This is a genomic window from Paenibacillus sp. 481 (genome assembly GCF_021223605.1).
Lineage (GTDB): Bacteria > Bacillota > Bacilli > Paenibacillales > Paenibacillaceae > Paenibacillus_B.
On sequence record NZ_CP075175.1, the window covers coordinates 2762930 to 2783802 of the forward strand.

The 20873-nt window shown below is 43.3% G+C and carries 15 protein-coding genes; all 15 read left to right on the forward strand.

Annotated elements, in window-relative coordinates:
- The first annotated feature begins 87 nt into the window (after positions 1 to 87).
- Positions 88 to 1455 (forward strand): stage II sporulation protein D, encoded by a 1368-nt coding sequence (gene spoIID, locus KIK04_RS12140; RefSeq protein WP_232278474.1) that lies wholly within the window; start codon positions 88 to 90, stop codon positions 1453 to 1455.
- A 135-nt stretch (positions 1456 to 1590) separates the two neighbouring features.
- Complete coding sequence (locus KIK04_RS12145) at positions 1591 to 2382, forward strand: M23 family metallopeptidase (RefSeq protein WP_232278475.1); 792 nt, start codon at positions 1591 to 1593, stop codon at positions 2380 to 2382.
- Between the two features lie 232 nt (positions 2383 to 2614).
- Entirely contained in the window at positions 2615 to 2902 is a 288-nt protein-coding gene (gene spoIIID, locus KIK04_RS12150; RefSeq protein WP_028543932.1) for a sporulation transcriptional regulator SpoIIID, read from the forward strand.
- Between the two features lie 218 nt (positions 2903 to 3120).
- A complete protein-coding gene (locus KIK04_RS12155) occupies positions 3121 to 4119 on the forward strand; it encodes a rod shape-determining protein (protein WP_232278476.1) in 999 nt (332 codons plus the stop codon).
- 48 nt (positions 4120 to 4167) lie between these two features.
- Positions 4168 to 5043: a flagellar hook-basal body protein gene (locus tag KIK04_RS12160; protein WP_232278477.1), complete on the forward strand. Its 876-nt coding sequence runs from the start codon at positions 4168 to 4170 to the stop codon at positions 5041 to 5043.
- A gap of 51 nt (positions 5044 to 5094) precedes the next feature.
- Positions 5095 to 5919 (forward strand): flagellar hook-basal body protein, encoded by an 825-nt coding sequence (locus KIK04_RS12165; RefSeq protein ID WP_232278478.1) that lies wholly within the window; start codon positions 5095 to 5097, stop codon positions 5917 to 5919.
- A gap of 17 nt (positions 5920 to 5936) precedes the next feature.
- Positions 5937 to 6233, forward strand: coding sequence for a DNA-directed RNA polymerase subunit beta (locus KIK04_RS12170; RefSeq protein WP_232278479.1), 297 nt, complete (start codon positions 5937 to 5939; stop codon positions 6231 to 6233).
- A 121-nt stretch (positions 6234 to 6354) separates the two neighbouring features.
- Positions 6355 to 6873, forward strand: coding sequence for a CDP-alcohol phosphatidyltransferase family protein (locus tag KIK04_RS12175; RefSeq protein WP_232278480.1), 519 nt, complete (start codon positions 6355 to 6357; stop codon positions 6871 to 6873).
- 215 nt (positions 6874 to 7088) lie between these two features.
- Complete coding sequence (gene fabZ, locus KIK04_RS12180; RefSeq protein ID WP_232278481.1) at positions 7089 to 7520, forward strand: 3-hydroxyacyl-ACP dehydratase FabZ; 432 nt, start codon at positions 7089 to 7091, stop codon at positions 7518 to 7520.
- Positions 7521 to 7810: 290 nt separating this feature from the next.
- The gene (locus KIK04_RS12185) at positions 7811 to 9724 is read left to right on the forward strand and encodes a DUF5693 family protein (protein ID WP_442951169.1); all 1914 of its coding nucleotides are present in this window, start codon (positions 7811 to 7813) and stop codon (positions 9722 to 9724) included.
- Positions 9700 to 10887 (forward strand): polysaccharide pyruvyl transferase CsaB, encoded by a 1188-nt coding sequence (gene csaB, locus KIK04_RS12190; RefSeq protein WP_232278483.1) that lies wholly within the window; start codon positions 9700 to 9702, stop codon positions 10885 to 10887. Before KIK04_RS12185 ends, csaB begins: the two co-directional genes overlap by 25 nt.
- Before the next feature lie 12 nt (positions 10888 to 10899).
- On the forward strand, positions 10900 to 11673 hold the full coding sequence (locus KIK04_RS12195; RefSeq protein WP_232278484.1) for a WecB/TagA/CpsF family glycosyltransferase: 774 nt from the start codon (positions 10900 to 10902) through the stop codon (positions 11671 to 11673).
- A 119-nt stretch (positions 11674 to 11792) separates the two neighbouring features.
- Positions 11793 to 12923, forward strand: a complete 1131-nt coding sequence (locus KIK04_RS12200) for an MraY family glycosyltransferase (RefSeq protein WP_232278485.1) — start codon at positions 11793 to 11795, stop codon at positions 12921 to 12923.
- A gap of 201 nt (positions 12924 to 13124) precedes the next feature.
- On the forward strand, positions 13125 to 17177 hold the full coding sequence (locus KIK04_RS12205) for an S-layer homology domain-containing protein (protein WP_232278486.1): 4053 nt from the start codon (positions 13125 to 13127) through the stop codon (positions 17175 to 17177).
- Between the two features lie 614 nt (positions 17178 to 17791).
- The gene (locus KIK04_RS12210; RefSeq protein WP_232278487.1) at positions 17792 to 20848 is read left to right on the forward strand and encodes an S-layer glycoprotein; all 3057 of its coding nucleotides are present in this window, start codon (positions 17792 to 17794) and stop codon (positions 20846 to 20848) included.
- The last annotated feature ends 25 nt before the right edge of the window (positions 20849 to 20873 follow it).

Genomic DNA, 20873 nt, shown 5'->3' on the forward strand with positions numbered 1-20873 from the left:
ACTAAATTAACATAGTTTAAACAAGAACGAGTTAAGAAATCACGAGACTTCTAATTGTAAATTAAAAAGTAGGAGGTGAAAGGAGTTATGCTCTCATTTATAAAAAAGTGGTGGAAAATATATAAAATGCAAAGTGGATTTCATTGGCGCTTAGGCGTGAGACGGCGTAATGGGCTGTGGAGTCGGTCAAGCTCTAGCAATCGTTCGCTAATGCCTGGAATCAAGATGGTGATGGTACTTGGATGTACATTGATGATATTCTCTCTCCTCGTCCCACCGCTGCTCTTGAATGAGGATGTATCCAGTATAGTTGGAATGGGTACGAATGAAAGAACTGGGCCTGAAAATCCGCCGTCAGCACCAGATGGGCAGAAGGCTTTCGTCGAAACGAACACCAACTCGCATGGATCGAAAAAGGCTAACCTGAGTTCTACTGAGCCCGACATACATGGTCAGCGACAACCCAACTCAAAGCAATCGGAGCTAAGCTCACCGAATACTTCGCTACCTGATACAACGGGCACCGCTTTCACAGAGCAGCAAGTTCGCGTCTATTTACCGGACAAGCAGCGCATAGAAACAGTCGCGCTGGAGCAGTACGTACGCGGCGTCGTCGCAGCGGAGATGCCAGCCAGCTTTGAACTCGAAGCGCTCAAAGCACAGGCCATTGCCACCCGCACCTATATCGTCCGCCGCCTAGTGAAGCAAGACCGCAGCGGATTACCGCAAGCCGCTGGCGCAAATGCTGACGTAACGGGCACAACTACTCACCAAGCATACTTGCCTCTCGCCAAACTAAACCAACTGCCCGATAGTACAACGACAAAGCTGAATCGTGCCATCGACGAAACACGCGACCTCGTGCTCACCTATAAGGGCGAGCCGATCATCGCATCGTTTTTTTCCACTAGTAACGGCTTTACCGAAAATGCGGAGGATTACTGGCGCAATCCTATTCCCTACTTGCGCAGCGTACCAAGTCCGTGGGACAAACATATATCACCTCGCTACAAAGAGACGGTGCGATTGAATGTAGGCACCTTCCTAGCCAAGCTTGGCATAGATATTCAATCTGTACCTGCATTTAAACAAGCTTCGAAGTCCAAAGCAACAGTAGATTCGGCAGCTATCCTTTCTTCAGCATCCACAGACCATTTGCGCATCTTAGCCTATACCGAAGGGAAACGAGTAGCCAAGGCTCGCGTCGGCACCTATACATTTACAGGGAGAGAATTAAGAGAGAAGCTGGCATTACGTTCTAGTGCAATAGAGTGGAAGTTGGATGGGAACGAACTGCTTATTATGACTTACGGATACGGCCACGGTGTAGGGATGAGTCAGTACGGAGCGCAAGGGTTAGCGAAGAAAGGATTGAATGCGGCTCATATTTTGACTTACTACTATAAAGAAGTGGAATTCGCTAAGGCTTCAAAAATATTAAACGATATTAATTAAATAGGATGACAAATAAGGCATTAACAGGTGGAACGTTTAAAATTCATATCGTACTAGCTTCAAAACTTAAAAATTAGCAAATGGTGTGTATAAAAGTGATAGCCGCGGTAACACTGGTTACTGAGGTGATCACAAATGAGTGAACAAAACCAAAATCAAAACTCAAAAGACCAAACGACATCAAGTTCATCTACGAATACAACACATACAGCAAATACGCCAGAAACTCCTAAGCATGAGGGGACACAAGCACAAGCGGTTCACACTTCCGGTTGGAGAAAGCTGTTGGCGAAGAAATGGGTGTTCCCAGCAACTTACATGGCCGCAGCAGCAATCATCTTAACGTTAGTGTGGGTCTACCAAGGTGCGAACCAGAAGCCGCTCGATCCGAACACAGGAGCGAAGCAGACAGCTGGTCAAACGGTAGGCCAAGGCACAGCGGAAAAAGGTGAAGGCCAAGCGTTAGAAGTTATAGCTTCCACCGAAGCGCTTGGATGGCCGGTAGCGAACGCGCAAGATGTTGAGGTCGTTATGTCTTTCTTTGATGCAAATGCTTCAAAAGAAGAGCAAGTGGCTGCAACAGTTGAGTACAAACAAACATTTACACCGAATGTCGGTATCGATCTTGCACGTAAAGATCAGCAACCGTTTGATGTACTGGCAGCTTTAAGTGGCAAAGTAACGCGTTCAGAGCATAACCCCGTTATGGGACAAGTTGTCGAGCTTGACCATGGGAACGGAGTTCAAACCGTATATCAAAGCTTGACTGATGTGACGTTGAAAAAAGGTGACGAAGTCAAGAAGGGCGACGTCATCGGCAAAGCAGGTCGGAGTGAGATGGAGAAAAGTTTAGGAAACCATCTGCATTTCGGAGTTTATGAGGACAACAAGCCTGTAAACCCAACTACGCTGTTAGCTAAAAACTAAAATACACGTGGTGGATTAGAAGTGAAGAGAAGGTACTTCTATATACACGATAACGGTGGGATGAACATTCCCGCCGTTTTTATTTTGAAAAATTGACCCTTGTCCGTATCCTGCTACATGCGAACTTGGCAAAATAATCGGTTAAGCCGAGCTTGTCAGGCTTGGTTACAACGCATAAGTGGGCCGCCCCCTCATATAATGTACCAATTAAACCGAGTAGGGAGGCGGGAACGTGCACGATTACATCAAAGAACGGACCATTAAAATTGGCCGCTGCATCGTTGAGACTAAGCATACGGTTCGCACAATCGCCAAAGAGTTCGGCGTGTCCAAGAGTACAGTGCATAAGGACTTAACCGAACGGCTTCCTGAGATTAATCCCGATTTGGCGGACCAAGTGAAGCACATTCTCGAATATCATAAGTCCGTTCGTCATTTGCGTGGTGGGGAAGCGACCAAGATTAAATATAAGAAGACGAGTACGAAAAAACGAGAAGTACTCACTGCGGGTAAGTCCTAACTTTTTTAAACGAAATTATTGTATGTAATATCCAAATTTTACTTTGCGTGAACATGGTGTGACGTAAGCTAATCCTATACCGCACTAATCGATAATATATGCATTGAACCGAGAGCATGTAGTATGATATGGTAAACGATGAGTAAATATTTTGCAGGATTTGGTCGGAAATCATCGATATATTACTGATTAAAATGATTATGGAGGCTCTCGAACCTATGTTTAGCAAGGATATCGGAATTGACTTAGGAACGGCGAACGTTCTGATTCACGTCAAAGGGAAAGGGGTTGTGTTAAACGAGCCGTCAGTTGTTGCCATTGAAAGCGATTCAAAGCGCGTATTGGCAGTTGGTGAAGAGGCTCGTAGAATGGTCGGACGTACCCCTGGTAACATTATCCCAATTCGCCCCCTCAAAGACGGTGTTATCGCCGACTTCGAGATTACGGAGGCAATGCTGAAGCACTTTATTCAACGCGTCGGTGGTCGCAATTGGTACTCGCATCCGCGAATCTTAATTTGCGCCCCGACGAACATCACTTCCGTAGAGCAGAAAGCGATTCGCGAAGCAGCGGAACGCAGTGGCGCTAAGGAAGTGTTTTTAGAAGAAGAGCCTAAAGCGGCGGCAATCGGCGCTGGTATGGACATTTTCCAACCTAGCGGCAACATGGTCGTTGATATTGGTGGCGGAACAACGGACGTAGCTGTATTGTCTATGGGCGATATTGTGACCGCCTCTTCTATTAAAGTTGCTGGTGATAAGTTTGACAGTGCTATCATGCGCTACATTAAGCACAAATATAAATTGCTGATCGGTGAACGTACGTCTGAAGATATTAAGACGACGATCGGTACCGTCCGGATAAATGGCACAATCAAAGAAATGGATATTCGTGGCCGTGATATGGTATCCGGGCTGCCATTTACGGTATCCATTACGTCAAATGAGGTTCGTGAAGCCCTTTGGGACCCTGTGTCTTCCATCGTAGCTGCTGCCAAATCGGTATTGGAACGGACTCCGCCGGAGTTGTCGGCGGACATTATCGATCGTGGTGTTATTTTAACCGGCGGTGGAGCATTGCTTGATGGATTGGACGAGCTGTTGGCAGAAGAATTGCGAGTGCCGGTGCTTATTGCGGAAGATCCAATGCATTGCGTTGTAAAAGGGACAGGCATCATGCTTGATAATTTAGATAAAGTAGTTAAGAAAAATTTCTGATAAACCGATATATGTTATATAAATCGGTAGACCGGGAGGTTTCTTAACATGTTGAGAGGTCTGTATACAGCAGCTTCGGGAATGACGACTCATCAACGTCGTCACGATACGATTACGAACAATATAAGTAATATGAATACTCCAGGGTATAAGTCGGTTACAGGTGTTGCCCGCTCGTTTCCTGAAATGCTCATCAATCTTATGGGCGATGACAAAGGAGCAGGCAAACAGATTGGACGTCTTAACACGGGTGTATTTGCTGAAGAGAGCCGGGTTTCCTTTCTACAAGGAGATTTGATGCAAACGAATCAAGCGGGCGATTTCGCGTTGCTCTCAGACATTCAAGTTCCTGGTATGGCTTTTGACGCATCGGGCAAAGCAGTGGACGATCAAGGCAATGTGACGTATCAACCACAGGCGATGTTTGCGGTACAAGATGGCGAACAGATTAGATACACACGTGACGGCTCTTTTCGTTTAAATGAGCAACACCAGCTTACAACAGCGGATGGAGCGCTCGTGCTTAATCGCAACAACACACCGATCGTTCTGACAGGTGTAGCTATGTCACAACTTGCGCTAGATGAACAAGCACGTCTCGTAAATGCGGAGACCGGTGCGTTAGTTCCAAATGGAGCACTGCTCGTTACTCGCTTTGATAATCCGCACGAATTAATTCGTGAGGGCAATGGGCGCTATCGCCTCGAAGATGGGGCACAGCAGGGAACGCCTTTCAACTTCACAGGTGTAGATGGCTTGCAGGTGCAAGTGCGTCAAGGCTACCTGGAACGTTCGACGGTCGATCCAACTCAATCCATGGCTGATATGATGTCGGCATTCCGTGCGTATGAAGCCAATCAAAAGATGGTTCAATTTTTTGATAAAACGTTAGAAAAAACGGTGAACGAAATCGGCCGTGTTTAAGCAAGGTTTATCGACCTGAAAAAATGATTAATGAATCAGAGGAGGAACGACATGAATCAATCGATGATTGCCGCGTCCGTGTCGATGTATGGCTTGCAGCGGAAGATGGATGTTATCGCCGATAATGTGGCTAATATCAACACGAACGGTTATAAACGGAAGACAGCATCTTTTGCTGATGTATTAACGAATGTTCGTCAACATGACCAAGATTACCGCCAGCCGGGACGAGCTACCCCACTAGGATACACGATGGGTTATGGCTCGATGTTGAACGATATCAATCGCGACTTTAGTCAAGGTGAACTCGTGACGACGAACGTAGGTACCGATTTTGCTATTGAGGGCAACGCGATGTTTGAAATCGAGACAGCGAATGGACCAGCTTGGGTTCGAGAAGGTAACTTTCAACTCTCACCTGACGGTACCGAAACGGTACTGACAACGAAGCAAGGTCACCGTGTGTTGGATACGAACAATGTTGAAATCCGCATTCGTGCAGGTTATGATATGCAGGTTGATACCGCAGGCCGTGTATACGAGGTAAAGTCAGGACAAGCACCTCTTTTAGTCGGGACGATAAAGGTTGTGAAACCGCAAAAGCCAGAACTTCTTGTGCAAACGGAAAATAACTATTATGTACTACCGGCTAATGTGAACCGTAATATCGTCGTGCAAGACCTTGATTTAGTGGCAGCAACTCCGGGTGGCATGGCTCCAGCGAGTGTCCGTCAAGGTATGCTTGAGCATTCTAATGTTACGCTTACCGACGAAATGACTGACTTAATTCAAGCTCAGCGAGCTTATCAAATGTCAGCACGTGCACTCACGTCTGGTGATTCGATGTGGGGGCTGGCTAACAACCTGCGGGCATAAGCGAAGTAGGTGAAGAAATGAGTAGAGAAACACGGACACATAATGAGGATGGTCTTCCCAATCAGACGCGCTCATCGCGCCTTCGTAGAGCAGAGCGTGGCAGAAGAGACGAATCTTCAAATAGTCAAAAACAAAATCGCCGTCTATCCCCTCGTATGAGGTGGATATTTCGATTAGTAATCGTACCATTAATATGTCTGCTGACACTGTATTCGGGCATGGTTGTCGGTTACGTGACGGTTGGCAATGGTACTTTTTCTGAGGCGTTAAAGATAAATACGTGGCTAAACCTGTTCAAATTAGCGTTCGGCTAGTTCATGAATGATTGAAATCCCCGCTATGACGGGGATTTTTTGTGCAGTTTTATTTTTAAGGTGGGACATGTATAATGAGTTGGAGGAACTTTGAAACTGGGGGTAAATGGGGGTTTTAGGGTTGAATTTACCGAATTTACTAACTTTGATTCGATTCGTTCTAATCCCCATCTATTTGGTTCTGTTCTTTATGGATGAGCGGTACACTGCATTTGGCATATTATTGTTAGCTGGTTGTACAGATGTGCTCGATGGATACATAGCGCGTAAGTATAATCAAGTAACGATGCTCGGGGCGATGCTCGATCCGTTAGCAGACAAATTGATGATGATTACTGTCATCATATCTTTGCTATGGGGAGGTCATTTGCCTTGGTCAGCGGCAATTGCTGTGTTTATTCGCGATGCAGGCATGATTGTAGGGTCGGCCCTTTTTCATTTTCGTGGAAAGAAGACGGTGCCAGCAAATTGGATGGGTAAACTAACGACTGCACTTTTTTATTTGGCCATTTTGTTTGTTTATTTTGCTTGGCCGTACCATTTAGAGTTGCTGTGGGTGGTTATCGCGTTTTCTTTTATAACGGCCATTATTTATACCACTCATTTTTTCAGGTTGAACCGAAGTGTTGGTGCATCATAAACGCGTCATACAAAAAGGCTTAGGGTCGTAAAAAGCAAAAAGAGCTTCCCGTTTATACGTGGCATGGTACCACATCACCTTAGGGAAAGCTCCTTATCTCAACCTTCACGTCTGCAGTCCGAAGAAGGATATTCTTAGTTTTGGCATGCGTGCCCACTTTTATTCAAAGGGAATGCGCATGAAGAACGCTATAGCCATTAAGGAGAGTGTAATCAATGCTAAACATTGAACAAATTAAAGACATTATTCCCCATCGCTACCCCTTTCTGTTAGTAGATCGCATAGTGGAGTTTGAACCAGGTAAAAAAGCGGTTGGTATCAAAAATGTATCTGCTAATGAACCTTTTTTCCAAGGTCATTTTCCAGAGTATAATGTCATGCCGGGAGTTCTTATTACAGAAGCTTTAGCTCAAGTCGGTGCTGTTGCCATTAAGCAACTAGATGCATACAAAGATAAGTTGGGCATGTTGGCGGGATTGGACAATTTCCGTTTTCGCGGACAAGTTGTACCTGGTGACCAATTAACGTTAACCGTAGAAATTACGCGTTTAAAGGGAACGATTGGCAAAGGGACAACGATCGCTAAAGTGGGAGATCGTGTTGTTGCTGAAGGTGAAATGATGTTTGCATTTGTCGATCGCGAATAGTCTTTTCAACAAAACAGGACACCATATAAGTAAAGCATTTACACAGTATGATATATAAGCGGTAATAGGCCTGCCGCAAGGGAGGTCTATCGGCCGTTGATGTCGAACAGACTCACATAACCTCGGTTAATGTTGGATAAGGTATTGCAGGTTATTGAGAATCGTGTCGGCATTGGTGGATTCAAGGAGGGAATCAAGTGTTGCAACTTTTAGAAAATTGGAATCGACGGACAAAGAAATGGCTTTGGCTACTCGTTATCGTCGGTTTAGTAGCTGCTTTGCCAATTGCAGTGCAGCGTGTTCAGACTGAGGAGACAGCTAACAAGGTTGAACTGGTGTTTGACTATCGAGATTTAGTCGATATTTCACGATTAATGCCACAACCTTCATTGTTTATTAATGAACAATTGGATCGTTTAAAAGAAGCAGGCGTCCAATCAATGGCGATGTTTGAAAGTTCTTTAATTGAACTGGAAACAGCGCAGCGAATTGAGATGTACACTTCTGAACAGGCATTCATGCTACAAGGGAAAGTGCCGCCAAAAGATGAAAACTATACGTATGTACTGTTTTTGTCGTCTGAAGATGAATCGAAATTATCACCACTAATTGAAAAGACATTTATCCGATTAGGCATTAACGTAAAGCTTTGGAAGTTTGAGGGTAAAAACGGTCTGATTATTGAGACGCCACGCGAAAGCGCAGTGCTGAAGCCGATGCCTCAAGATCCATTAGCAGTTGAACTACTGCGTTCCAAAGGTTTTACAATCGTGCCGCGTATTTCAGATACATTGCAATATAATGAAGCAGTCGTGGACGAGTTATTAGCGGGTTACAAAGAGCTTGGTGTAAAACGTATTTTGTTTGACGGGGATGCTGTCAAAGGTTTTAACGATGACGCAGACATGAAGAGCTTGGCTAACTTTGCAGGCTTGTTGAATAAATACGACATGGGTGTTGCAGCGATAGAAGGCTTGAAATCGCCGCAGCAAGGGATGAACAAGCTTGCATATATGACAAAGTATAATGTAGCGCGAATTCACTCCATCAACGAGCAGGAGTCATTTAATGAACCTGACGTATTAGGCGATCGCATGAGATTAGCTGTTAAAGATCGCAATATTCGGATGATTTATTTAAATGCTTCTGTGAAAAAAGATACGGTCAAAGCTGAAATTGTACATTCCATTGACAACTTGATCAATAGCTTGAAAGAGCCTGGTCATGCTTTAGCTGCGATCGAAGGAAACGGCTTTACGTTTGGACAAGCGGTTCCGTTCGAAGTTCACGATGCAGGCTGGCAACGTTATGCCAAAATGATTGTCGTATTGGGCGGCGTTGCGTTAATCGCGCTGTTAATATCGTACTTTGCCCCTTATGTTATGCTCCCGGCATTTGTACTGGGTGCAATTGGGTGTGCAGGATTGTACGTGCTTCGTCCGGTTATTATGGAGCAGGCATTAGCGCTTGGGGTCTCCATTAGTGCACCGACGATTGCGATGGTACTCGCCATTCGCCGCATTGAGATGAGCTCAAATGTTAAGGCATTTGGTGCGCGTGTAGGCCTAGCTTCGGCGTTGTTCCTACGCACTGCACTTATTTCATTGCTGGCTGTACCATACATTATTGCTTTATTGAATAATATTACTTACAGCTTAGTTATTACTCAGTTCCGTGGTGTTAGCTTGTTGCACTTAGCGCCAATCGCGCTCACGGCACTGTACGTGTTCTTATATCGCGGTGAGTCTGTTATTTCTGAGGCAAAACGTTGGTTGAACATGCCTATCAAGGTGTTCTGGGTAGTGGCAGGCGGTTTTGTTGGCGTGATCGGTCTATACTACATGTCGCGTACAGGTAATGCAGGTTCAGCGTCCCAATTGGAGTTGGCATTCCGTTGGTTGCTTGAAGATACTCTCGGTGTACGGCCGCGTATGAAAGAATTTATGTTTGCTCACCCTGTCTTTTTAGTGGGGGCATTTATCGCGTTCCGTTATCGCTGGGGATTGTATTTGTTCATCATTGCAGCAATAGGACAATTGTCGATGGTTGACACGTTTGCACATATTCATACTCCTGTCCTCATTTCAGTTGCTCGTACTGCATTGGGCCTTGGTTTAGGATTTGTAGTTGGACTTGTGGGTGTTGTTCTATGGTCAGTGGCAGAAAGGTGTTGGGATGCATGGCGTCCAAAAATCAAACTATAGCGATATCCGGTTATTACGGATTTAATAACAGCGGTGACGAGGCAGTACTGCTGTCTATCTTAACTGCACTAGAGCGCGCTGGGCAGGCACAAGGTGTAAAGGTTGAGCCGGTTGTGCTGTCCGGCGATCCAGCGACAACAACTCGGTTGTACGGCGTACGTGCCGTACACCGAATGAAGCCGGGCGACGTATTTGGTGCATTGCGCAGCTGCGACGGACTTATTAGCGGCGGAGGCAGCTTGTTGCAAGATGCAACAAGCGCAAAGACGATACCGTATTACTTGGCCGTATTGAAGCTTGCGCAAATGTTGGGCAAGCCGACGTTTATTTATGCGCAAGGCGTAGGCCCTGTTCAAAAACAATCGTTCTATGCGCCTATCCGCCATGTCTTTTCACGCGCTGCCTATGTATCGGTACGCGATGAAGAGTCGGCACAATTGCTTAATACGATGGGCATAGCGCGCAGTGGTGTGAATGTTGTGCCTGACCCGGTAATGGGACTGCGCTTGCCAGAAGGAATGGAAAGTGGCAGTGCTCATGTATTCGCAGCTTCTGGGGAAAATGTAGCACCTGATTCCATTGCTCCAGGAGCAGGTGGCTTTGACGAGGAAGGGCGCCCATATGTAGGTGTCTCCGTACGTTTCTGGAATAAGGACCGTTCGGACATGGATGCCATCGCGGCTATGCTGAACAAGTTGGCTCATGATCAAGCTGTGCATATTCGTTTCTTACCTTTCCATGGCGAGTCCGACAAAGCAGCGTCGCAATACATTATGGATCGACTTGCCCTTGATGAAGGACGCTCAGTCATGAGTCTCTGTCCTCCGCTTGAGCATCCGCAAGCGATGCTTGCGGAAGTAAGTCGCTGCCGCATACTGATCGGTATGCGTTTGCACTCGTTGATTTATGCCGCTTCTCAGGAGGTGCCGATGTTAGGCATATCCTATGATCCTAAGATCGATCAATTTTTACACCGTCTCGGTTTAAAAGCAGTCGGTTCGACGCAGCAGTTGGATGCAGACTTAGCGGCTGCTCAAGCTTTAAATACACTTGTTGGCGTTGAAGAGTGGCGCATTTCGCATCATGAGGCCATTGTACAGTTGAAACGTCAAGCAGAGGAGCCTGCCCAGCAAGTCGTGCAATGGCTGAGTAACAAGAGATAAAGGTGATGAGTGATGAAGCAAACGAGTAACCATAGTGCATTAGCCGAAATTCCAACGGTACCGATTTATGGTGTTCCGTTTTCCAAATTAAATATGAAGCAAACGGTCGATTACTTAACACAATCAGTAACGAGCGGTGAATCGCTTCAAGTTGTAACGGCGAATCCCATTATGGTGATGGCAGCCTTGGAAGATGATCATTGGATGCGCATTATGCAGCAAGCCGATCTAATCGTTCCAGACGGTGCAGGCATTGTGTGGGCTGCCAACTTTGCGGGCGAGCCGGTAGCCGAGCGTGTTGCAGGATTTGATTTACTGCATGAGTTGATGCGTGTAGGGGAAAGCCAACGTTGGAGAGTGTTTTTGCTTGGCTCTTCACCTGAAGTGGTTCAACTGACAGCTGAACGGTTACAGGAAAAGTATCCGGAAGTTCAATTTGTTGGCGCGCGTGATGGATTTTTCCGCGCTGATGAGGATGAGGCTGTTATTCAGCAAATTCGCGAAGCAGCCCCGCACTTATTATTTGTCGCACGTGGCGCTGATACACAGGAGCCGTGGATTGCCCAGCATCGTCATAAGCTGCAAGTGCCAGTGATGATGGGTGTTGGTGGCAGCTTCGATATTATTTCTGGAAGATCGAAGCGTGCCCCAGTATGGATGCAGCGAATGAAGCTGGAATGGCTGTACCGCTTGCTTAGAGAGCCGAAAAGATTCATACGGATGCTCGCGTTACCGAAATTTGCACTGAAAGTAATCCGAGATAAACAAAAAGTGATAAAACGTTAATGAAATATCGTTTAAGCTTTCATTTTCGTAAGATTGCGCACCATTTCGGCGGTGGTGTTTCTAATTTGAACGGAGTATAATTCAATCCGGTAACATAAATGGGGGTTGAAAATAAACCGATGATGACCGTATATGTAATTGGTGGACTGCTAGCTTTGCTGCTTGCCACCGGGTTAACGCCGTTAGTTAAGAAGTTTGCCATTAAAGTTGGCGCAGTTGATGTGCCTAATGCCCGCAAAGTGCATACAAGTGTTATGCCTCGTATGGGTGGTCTTGCTATTTACGGTGCGTTTGTTCTCGGTTTGCTGGCCATGATGCCATTTGTGCCAGACCTATTGTTCAGCGCAACGCGTGAAGCAAGTTTAGTGAAAGCACTTCTCGCTGGTGGTTTTGTTATTGTACTGATTGGCGCCTTGGATGATCGCTTTGAGTTGTCTGCTAAGGTGAAATTGCTTGGACAAATTGTTGCCGCTTGTGTTGTTGTGTTTGGTTTTGACCTGACAGTTGACTTTGTTAACGTGCCGTTCGGCGACCGTTACTGGTCCATGGAAGCTTGGTTAGCTGTACCGTTGACCATTTTCTGGATTGTCGGTGTGACGAATGCCATCAACTTGATTGACGGATTGGACGGGCTCGCTGCAGGTGTGTCTGCAATTTCGATTGCAACGATTCTTGTGATGGCTATTTTTATGGGCAATCCTATCGTCATCCTGTTATGTGTTTTATTGCTCGGTAGCATTATTGGATTCTTATTCTTTAATTTTCATCCAGCACGTATCTTCATGGGTGACACTGGATCTTTGTTCCTAGGCTTCAGCTTAGCCGTCTTATCTATGCTTGGATTTAAACAAATCGCACTTATGTCCTTCGTTACGCCATTGTTAATTATCGGTGTTCCGTTGTCAGATACATTTTTTGCTATAATACGTCGTTGGCTCAATAAGAAGCCGATTTTTGCCCCGGATAAAGGGCATCTTCATCACTGTTTACGTGAGCTAGGCTTTAGCCATCGCAAGACGGTCTTAATTATTTATGGCATCGCCACTTCCTTTGGTGTATTGGCCATCATTCAATCAGCAGCTGCATCGCATGATGCAACTTGGGTGACGTTCGTCGTCATCTGCGTCTTGCTTGTAGCACTGCAAGTGGGCGCCGAAATCATCGGACTTGTCAGTAAGACAAAACGTCCAGTGCTTAATCTTTTACATCGCTTGCGAGTGAAGGAACAAGCAGATTCACGTTCAGAATAAAGCGATAACAGCTGTAAAGCTGCGAGAGCCTCTGTTTTCTTTCCTGCTAAGGTAGGAGAGAAGACAGGGGCTTTTATTTATATAGGTCAGTTGAACGAAACTGTGTAAAGTTTAAGGATTTAACTAAATATTTGGACTCTGAAAACCGATAAAATATTACATACAATTATGATGGCGATTATAAGAAGGAGGACTTTTACGTTGAAAAGATTTTTATCTATTCTACTTACGGTTGCGTTAGTATTTACGCTTGTGCCGATTCCATTCGGCGCTGCTAAGATTGCTGAAGCAGCTGGCGCTGCGCAATTTTTTATTTTTCCTAACGAACAGTACACTCCGGCAAGCGCTCGTGTAACGAACAACGAACGCATTACGTTGAACGGTACGTTGAACGGAGTAAACGGAAATACGATGTCGTACAGTATTTATCAGATTACGATGAATGGTACGCAGGAATCTATTATTGACAAAAGGGAAGAGCAAACAGCGGGTATTAACCTAAACGGTTCTCAGATTAGCATACCTAATTTGCAGTTGTTCCCTGGTTTGAATCGCATCACATTTAAAGGAATGCAGGGAGCGTCTCAAGTAACGGACTCCATCTTTATTGAGTACCGTAATGGACCTACCATGTACGATATGATGGCGACGCTGGATGGTTACAATTTTGACCTGAAGGAAAAAGAAACAACAGTTGTTCATTCGCCGCAATCAAAAGGACGTCAAAACGTAAATATCAGCATTTCCGGTAAAGCGCCGAATGCAGATAAAGTTCAAGTTACGGTTAATGGACGTAGTTGGACGTTTAACGTTGCTAAGGCAAATGATTATACGTTTTTTGCTTCACCGATTAGTGTAAACAAGGGTAAAAACGTAGTTACCATTAAATCTTTTAACGGAAATCAAGCGGTAGAAACGACAAGAGAATTGGCGTTTTACAACGACACCGTAACATTTGTCGATGTGCACATGCTTGACAACGCGGGTAATAAAGTAGACTTGGCTACGAATTCAACTGCTGTAGTGGGTACGGATAAGAAAATTTACGGTCGCGCACTTATTCCGATTGTCCCTAACACGGCTAATCCTCCGATCCCGACAATCACATACGAATTTGACGGGGTAACAGGAACGGCTGGAAATGTTCAATTGGTCAAAGTGAACCCAACTTTCATGGAACTTTCATTTGATATCGACCAATCGAGCAGAATGGTAAATGACAAGGAATTGCACTTGAAGTTAATCAGTACGAACATGTCAACGGTTCCGCCTAGCCAAGAATCTCAAGGTGGCTTCTCCATTACGTTGAAGGATGCGAGTAAGCCTTATATTCATGAGATTAAATACTTGCCTGGTTATAACGCGAACATGAATGCGTCTGAAGTGTTGTCTTTGCAAGGATCTAATATGGAGGGTGCGGAAATATTTTCGCTTCCAGCAGGGGTAGAAATTCTTATTCCTAACGGATCTAACCAAGCTGTAACGATCGATAAGGTTACAGATGCATTTAACAAGAGTTATACAGCTGGTTTTAAATTGTCTGACAATCCAGTTGCTACAGATACTGTAGTTCATAACATTAACGGTGTACCAACTTCGATGCTGCGTCTCATTTACGTACTCGAAAAGCTTCCTATTACGGGTCAACAAACGCTTGAATTTAAGACGAGTAACGGTGAGATCAAAAAGGTTACAGTTACAATGCTTTACGGGCCGTTTGTAAAGTTTGATACGATTCATGACGGTATGAAAATTTATACCGACACAACAGAGGCTGTTGATCAGCGTAAGAGAAAGATTATTACTGAGGCGTTAGGTCAATTTAAAGGACAGCTTTTTAACATTGCTACTCCAGAAGAGATCGAGTATAACGGTACTAAGAAATCGGTATTCTTCTATATTAATAATACGACGATTGAACTTATAATGGATGGCTCGGACAAGTCGAAATTCATTCTGAAGGATGACGCTGAAAGAGACAAAGCATTTGCAGCACTTTATGCGGGTGACAATAAGTTGAAATTTGTGTTCCGTTCTAAAAATGCGTTCTATGAGAAGTCTGTAACTGTTACGTTAATTCCAACGAACTTGCCTGTTATTCCGGCACCAAATACAGCAGGTGTATTTCCTTTTAACGTAAAAGCAAGCAATGTAAACCCTAAGCATGTCGAGGCTGATTTTGAGAAGCAGGGATCGGTTTATCTGACACGTTTGGATAGACTTAAGGTTTATGGAACGTTTGACTTTATCGATTTGGGTAAATCTGCATCGGCTGTTGAACAAAAAATTAATGATTTGAGAAGCAGCAACCAATCTAATAACTATAAAGTTGTCATTAAATCACCAAGCCTTAAGCAAGACATCGTTTGGTCTTTGGATCATAACTTTAAGGTTGAGGATATTAACGGAAGCAAAGATATTATCCCAAATAATAATGTGACACCAAATCCTAATTTGATTGTTACGTATCATGCGGAAAATGAAAACTTCTCGTTTGTTATCACATCTGATGGCAGATCAGGCGGAAGTTCTACTTCCAAAGATGACGGAATTTTGGTTCCTGTAGATGGAAGTCCACTCGTTATTAATATGACGGTGTACAACAACGGTGAAGGTGGACCACGTGCTTCTTACCGTCTAGAGGTAGTTCCAATTAATTTACCATATTCCATTGTTAAACCGTCTGTGGAGCAAAGGGTAGTTAATCAGAATTTTGTTGAAGTTATTATTAGCTCGCCTGGAGCTGATAAAGTAACAATTAATAAGATTAACGCTGAAAAAATTGCTTACGACCCGGATTATGATAAGAATATTGATTATCCACATGCTTATAGAGCATTTGTAACGGGGCTTAAGCCTAATCGTGAGAACAAAATTGAATTTATTATTACAAAAGGTAAGGACAGCTATAAGCAATCGTTTACCGTTAAGTATGTAGCGACTGCCATACCAGGCGCGCAATTTATGGAGAAGATGAAAAATTCCCATAAAGTCTTTGATAATACATTAACTCTTACGCTTGCAAAAGGGACGAACTTAATACGTAAAGATCACAATGTACCAGAGCAATTTAAAACGCAAGTTTACAATGAACACAATATGTTATTTGCATTAGCTAATCCACATGATGGTGTTGTTGATCGTAAGGACTTTGAAACAATCCCTGCTAACTTTAACTTGGAACTGATACAAGCAGGAACTATTTTTAGAGCGAGCTTCCCTGAAAGATTTATTAAAGCAAGTTCGGTCTTCTGGATCGATCCAGGTATGGCTGATGATATTCACAATAATACTCCGGGTAGTGGTACTATTCAGGGGGATAATTTATATGATCCAATTCCACAAGGTAGCCAACCGCATCAGTTGCCAGGCTCACCTATACCTATGTTCTATAATCGTGGATACGATAGAGAGTTAGTCCCATCTAAAGCAGGTAAGCTTACCTTGTCTTATGATAAAAATTTAGCTCAAGACGCCGGTAGACTTGTTTCGGTGTTCCGCTTCGATCCAGATTTGCAACAATGGGAAAATATCGGTGGAGTAGTAGATAATAAAAAACGTACGATTACAGTACCGTTTGAGCGTTTTGGTTATTACGTAGTAGGTAAGATGGGATACTCTTACCCTGATGTTGTACAGCACCCATATGCACGTGATCATATTGAAACGATCTTTGCAAAAGGGGTTATGAATGCTGAACAGCCATTAAGCTCCTTTGGAACAGACTTATATGTTAGTCGTCCAGAGTTCGCTCGTATGTTGGTCCGTGCTAAAGAGCTTCCATTGAATTATGACGGTCCGCAACATTTCAACGATGTGTACGTACCGCCAGTTGGTGAACGTAACAAGATTAATACGACTGCTTTGTATGACTTCCGTTATATTGAAACGGCAGCTCGTGAGGGGATTGTTCGTGGAGTAGAGCCGCAAGTATTTGGTGTGAATCTATCCATCCAGCGTCAAGATGCTGCGGTTATGATAGCTAAAGCATTGAATATGAAGCTTGAAACAAACCCTGACAAGGTAAAGAAAGACTTGCTCAAGTATTTTGAAGATGCTGACAAAGTGGATTACTACGCTCGACCGTCTGTATTGGCAATTGCGAAGAAAGGCTTTATTAAAGGAATTCCTGTGGAGCCTAAGAATCCAAAAACGAAGTATGTGTTCAACCCTAATGCCAATATGCTGCGAGGCGATGCAGCACTAATTATGGCTAATGTTATGATAGATATGAAGAAGCTTCCTAAGATGTAGAAACTGTGTTTCAGATGTATAGTTAATGGGTAGTAAGTAGATGGAGCCGAGTAAGCTCGGCTCCGCCTTATGACTTAATGGTATGCAGTTAATAGTAGTTAACTATACTAATTATTTCTTAGATGTATTGAATACGTAAAAATTCCTTATACGTGGATTTAATGTAACGCATTGGAAATCATTAGAACGTGACTAAACGCTGCAAACACGCTATACTATCACATGTAGATGAAAGATGCATACATAAATACGAACGTAATTTAATATCGTTAGTATAGCAAACGAGTATATAGTTTGAACGGAAATCATAGGACTTTAGCTCGTTGTTTTCAAAGATGCGAAAAAAACGAAAAAACTTTCGTGAATAGCGCAACTTTTTATGAAACCGAGCGTTTAATAACATGAAGTTAAAAAACAGTGGCGAAAATCACTTATTGTTCCCTGATTTTCTCAAAAATATGCTTTACGCTGGTCTGCTGTCATTGTATAATGACTAGAGTGGCATCATTATCTATTATTTCCCTTTGTTCACAAGTTTCTGTGGCATGACACGTGTTACAGACTTCCTTTTGGATATATTCGCTCAAAACTCTGGGAAGGGGGTGAATCGGCGAATGAGGGAAATGAGCTATGAAACTTCTACACAAAACTCTCAACAAACAAAGGTATTTAGAGGAGGAGAAAAAAAGGTTATGAAAAAAAGATTAGCATTGTTGCTTTCCGTAGCTATGGCGTTCTCTATGTTCGCAAACGTAGCTTTCGGTGCTGAAGCAGCTAAAACTACAGAAGAAAAATTCGAAGCATTGAAAAAAGCAGGTATCGTTAACGGTTTGGATTCCAAAGGTACTCCAGGTCTTGACAAAAACATGACTCGCGCTGCATTCGCGAAAACTGTTGTTAAGGTATTTGGCTTGAAAGAAGTTACAGGCGTTCATACTTACAAAGACAAAAACTACGGTCCTAACCACTGGGCAGCTCCTTTCGTAGAAGCTGTAACAGCTGAGAACTTGATGAACGGTAAAGACCCACAGAAGAAATTGTTCGACTTGAACGGTAACATCACAGTTCAAGAAGTAGCAAAAGTAATCGCTGTAGGTTTGAAACTTGAGCTTCCTAAAGGTTCTGAGAACACAGCATCTGCATGGGCTAAAGACTATGTAGCAGCAGTTGTTAAAGCTGGCGTGTTCCCTGAGAGCACTAACTGGAAAGCAGTAGCTACACGCGGTCAAGTATTTGACGCTGCTTACGCTGCTTACAACCAACTTCAAGGACCAAAAGTTGATACTTATAAAGTTCTTGATGGCGGTAAAACTGTTGAGTTCACAATGTCCGATAAAGAAGTTGTAGCTCACAAGTTGGAGAAAGCTCTTGAGTCTAACAAAGAAACAGAAGTTAAATTCAAAGTTAAATCCGGCAAAGAGTACACTCACAAAGTTACTTACACTGTAACAGCAGCTCAAAAAGTTGAGTCTGTTAAAGCAGAAAACTTGAAACAAATCGTAGTTACATTTGACGGTACTGTAGATGTAAAATCTGCAGAAAACAAAGAAAACTACGAAGTAAAAGATAGCAAAGAGATCGAAAAAGTTACTTTGTCTGCTGACAAAAAAGTAGCTACAATCTTGTTGAAACAAGATGACAAGAGCTCTTTGGTAAACCAAAAAGAAACAGAATTGAAAGTTAAGAACGTTAAGAACGAAGACAGCTCTAAAACTTTCGATCAAACAATCAAGTTCACACCAATCGATGCTCAAATTCCTACTGTTAAAGAAGTAGTAGGTCTTGGAACAAAAGCATTCAAGGTTGTTTTCTCTGAGCCGGTTAAACCAGGTAGCGCGCACAGCTCCGCTAACTACAAAGTGGATGGCAAAACTATCGGTGCTCAAGTAAACTTCGTTTACCCTAACGTTGCAATCGTAATTACGGATGTAGCAGTTGGTGAGCACAAGTTGACTGTAAGCAACATTGAAGACTTCTCTGGTTTGAAAACTGTACCTGCTGACACTACATTCACAGTAACTGAAGATACAGCTGCACCGGAAGTTTCTTCTGCAAAAACAAACGACTTGAAAGAAGTTACAATCGAGTTCAACGAAACAATTCGTTCGATCGACAAAGTTTACTTCAACAACACAAGCAACAGTGGTACTTACAAGATCGAAGATAACAAGTTGAAAGTTACTTTCAGCAACACATTGAGCATGGGCGAAAACAATATCACAATTGAAGGTGTTACAGACTACAGCGGTAACAAAGTTAACCGTGACACTAAAGTAACTCCAACTCTTGATACTGAGCGTCCAACAGTTCTTAAAGTTGAAGCTAAAACTGATGCGAACGGAAAGCACTACTTCCAAGTAGATTTCAGCGAGAAGCTTAAGAAAGACTCTGCTGAGAAGAAAGAAAACTACGTTATTAAAAAAGACGGCAAAATTGTAAAGAGTGATGCAGTTAACTCTACAACTGGCCACCCAAGCTTGGCTCCTAAATATGAGGACGACAAAAAACGTGTAAACGTTTATGTTGGTGCTAAACTTGACAACGGTGACTACACATTGGAAATCTCTAATGTACAAGATGCTGCACACGTAGCTAACACTATCTTCCCAGTTACGCAAACAGTTAAAGTTAGCGAAACAAACAAAGGTAGCTTGCATGTTTGGAGACAAGCGGTTTCTGATGCAGACCACATCTACGTTCAATTCCCACGTAACGTGAGAACTGATGGAGACGGAAGTGCTACTGCAACTCATAAGTATGTCTTGATTGATGGAACAAATCGTGTGACATTGCACAAAGATGCTAAAGTAACTCTTCAAAACTCTAGCACTGTTCGCATCGAAGCTCCTAAAGATTCCTTGTTGAACAAAGATGGATCATTCAAGTTCACAGCACTTGAAGTTCGTGGCGTATCTGACTTTGAAGACAAATACTTTGCTAATGATGCTGGATACACAATGGTAGTTGCGGGAAGCGACATTACTGATTCTGTTGTTGCTTTGAAAGAAGAGCCAAAAGCAACTTCTAAAGAAGAAGTTAAATTGGTATTCAAAGGTCAATTGGGTAACATCAACCACAGAGACTTTGAAGTTAAAGTAGGAAGCGACACATACGTTCCTAACAACGCTCGTTTGGTAGACGGTAACACAGTTTACTTGCAATTCACTACAAGCGAAAACAAATTGCCTACAGGCCTTGTGAACGCTACTGTGGTAACTACTAATTCTATCTCCTCTTACGATGTATTTGGAAATAAAATTGGTGCTTTCAACAAGCAAATCGTTGATGAAGTACAACCAGAACAAAAAGGTTTGGCAGTTAAGTCTGTATCTGCTACAACTTATGAGTTCTACATCACTACAACTGAGGACATTGAAATAGTTTCTTCTGTTGGCGAAGCTACTCTTAAGCAATTGTTCACTGTTAACGCAGACACTGTTAAAGGTACTGGCGAAAAAGCAGAAGTTACAAAAGTTGAAGCAGGCACAACAGCTAATGAAATTAAAATTACAGTAGTACTTCCTGCTGCAATTAAAGCAGACGCTCAAATTAACATTAAATTTGAGGGTACTGGTGGTATCGAAGCAATCGTTGACAAAGCTGCTAAGAAGAATAAGCTCAAAAACTTCGGAATTTCTTCTTACTTCAACAACATCAACGTTAAGAACTAATTTGAATAAAATTTTTTCTAAAAGA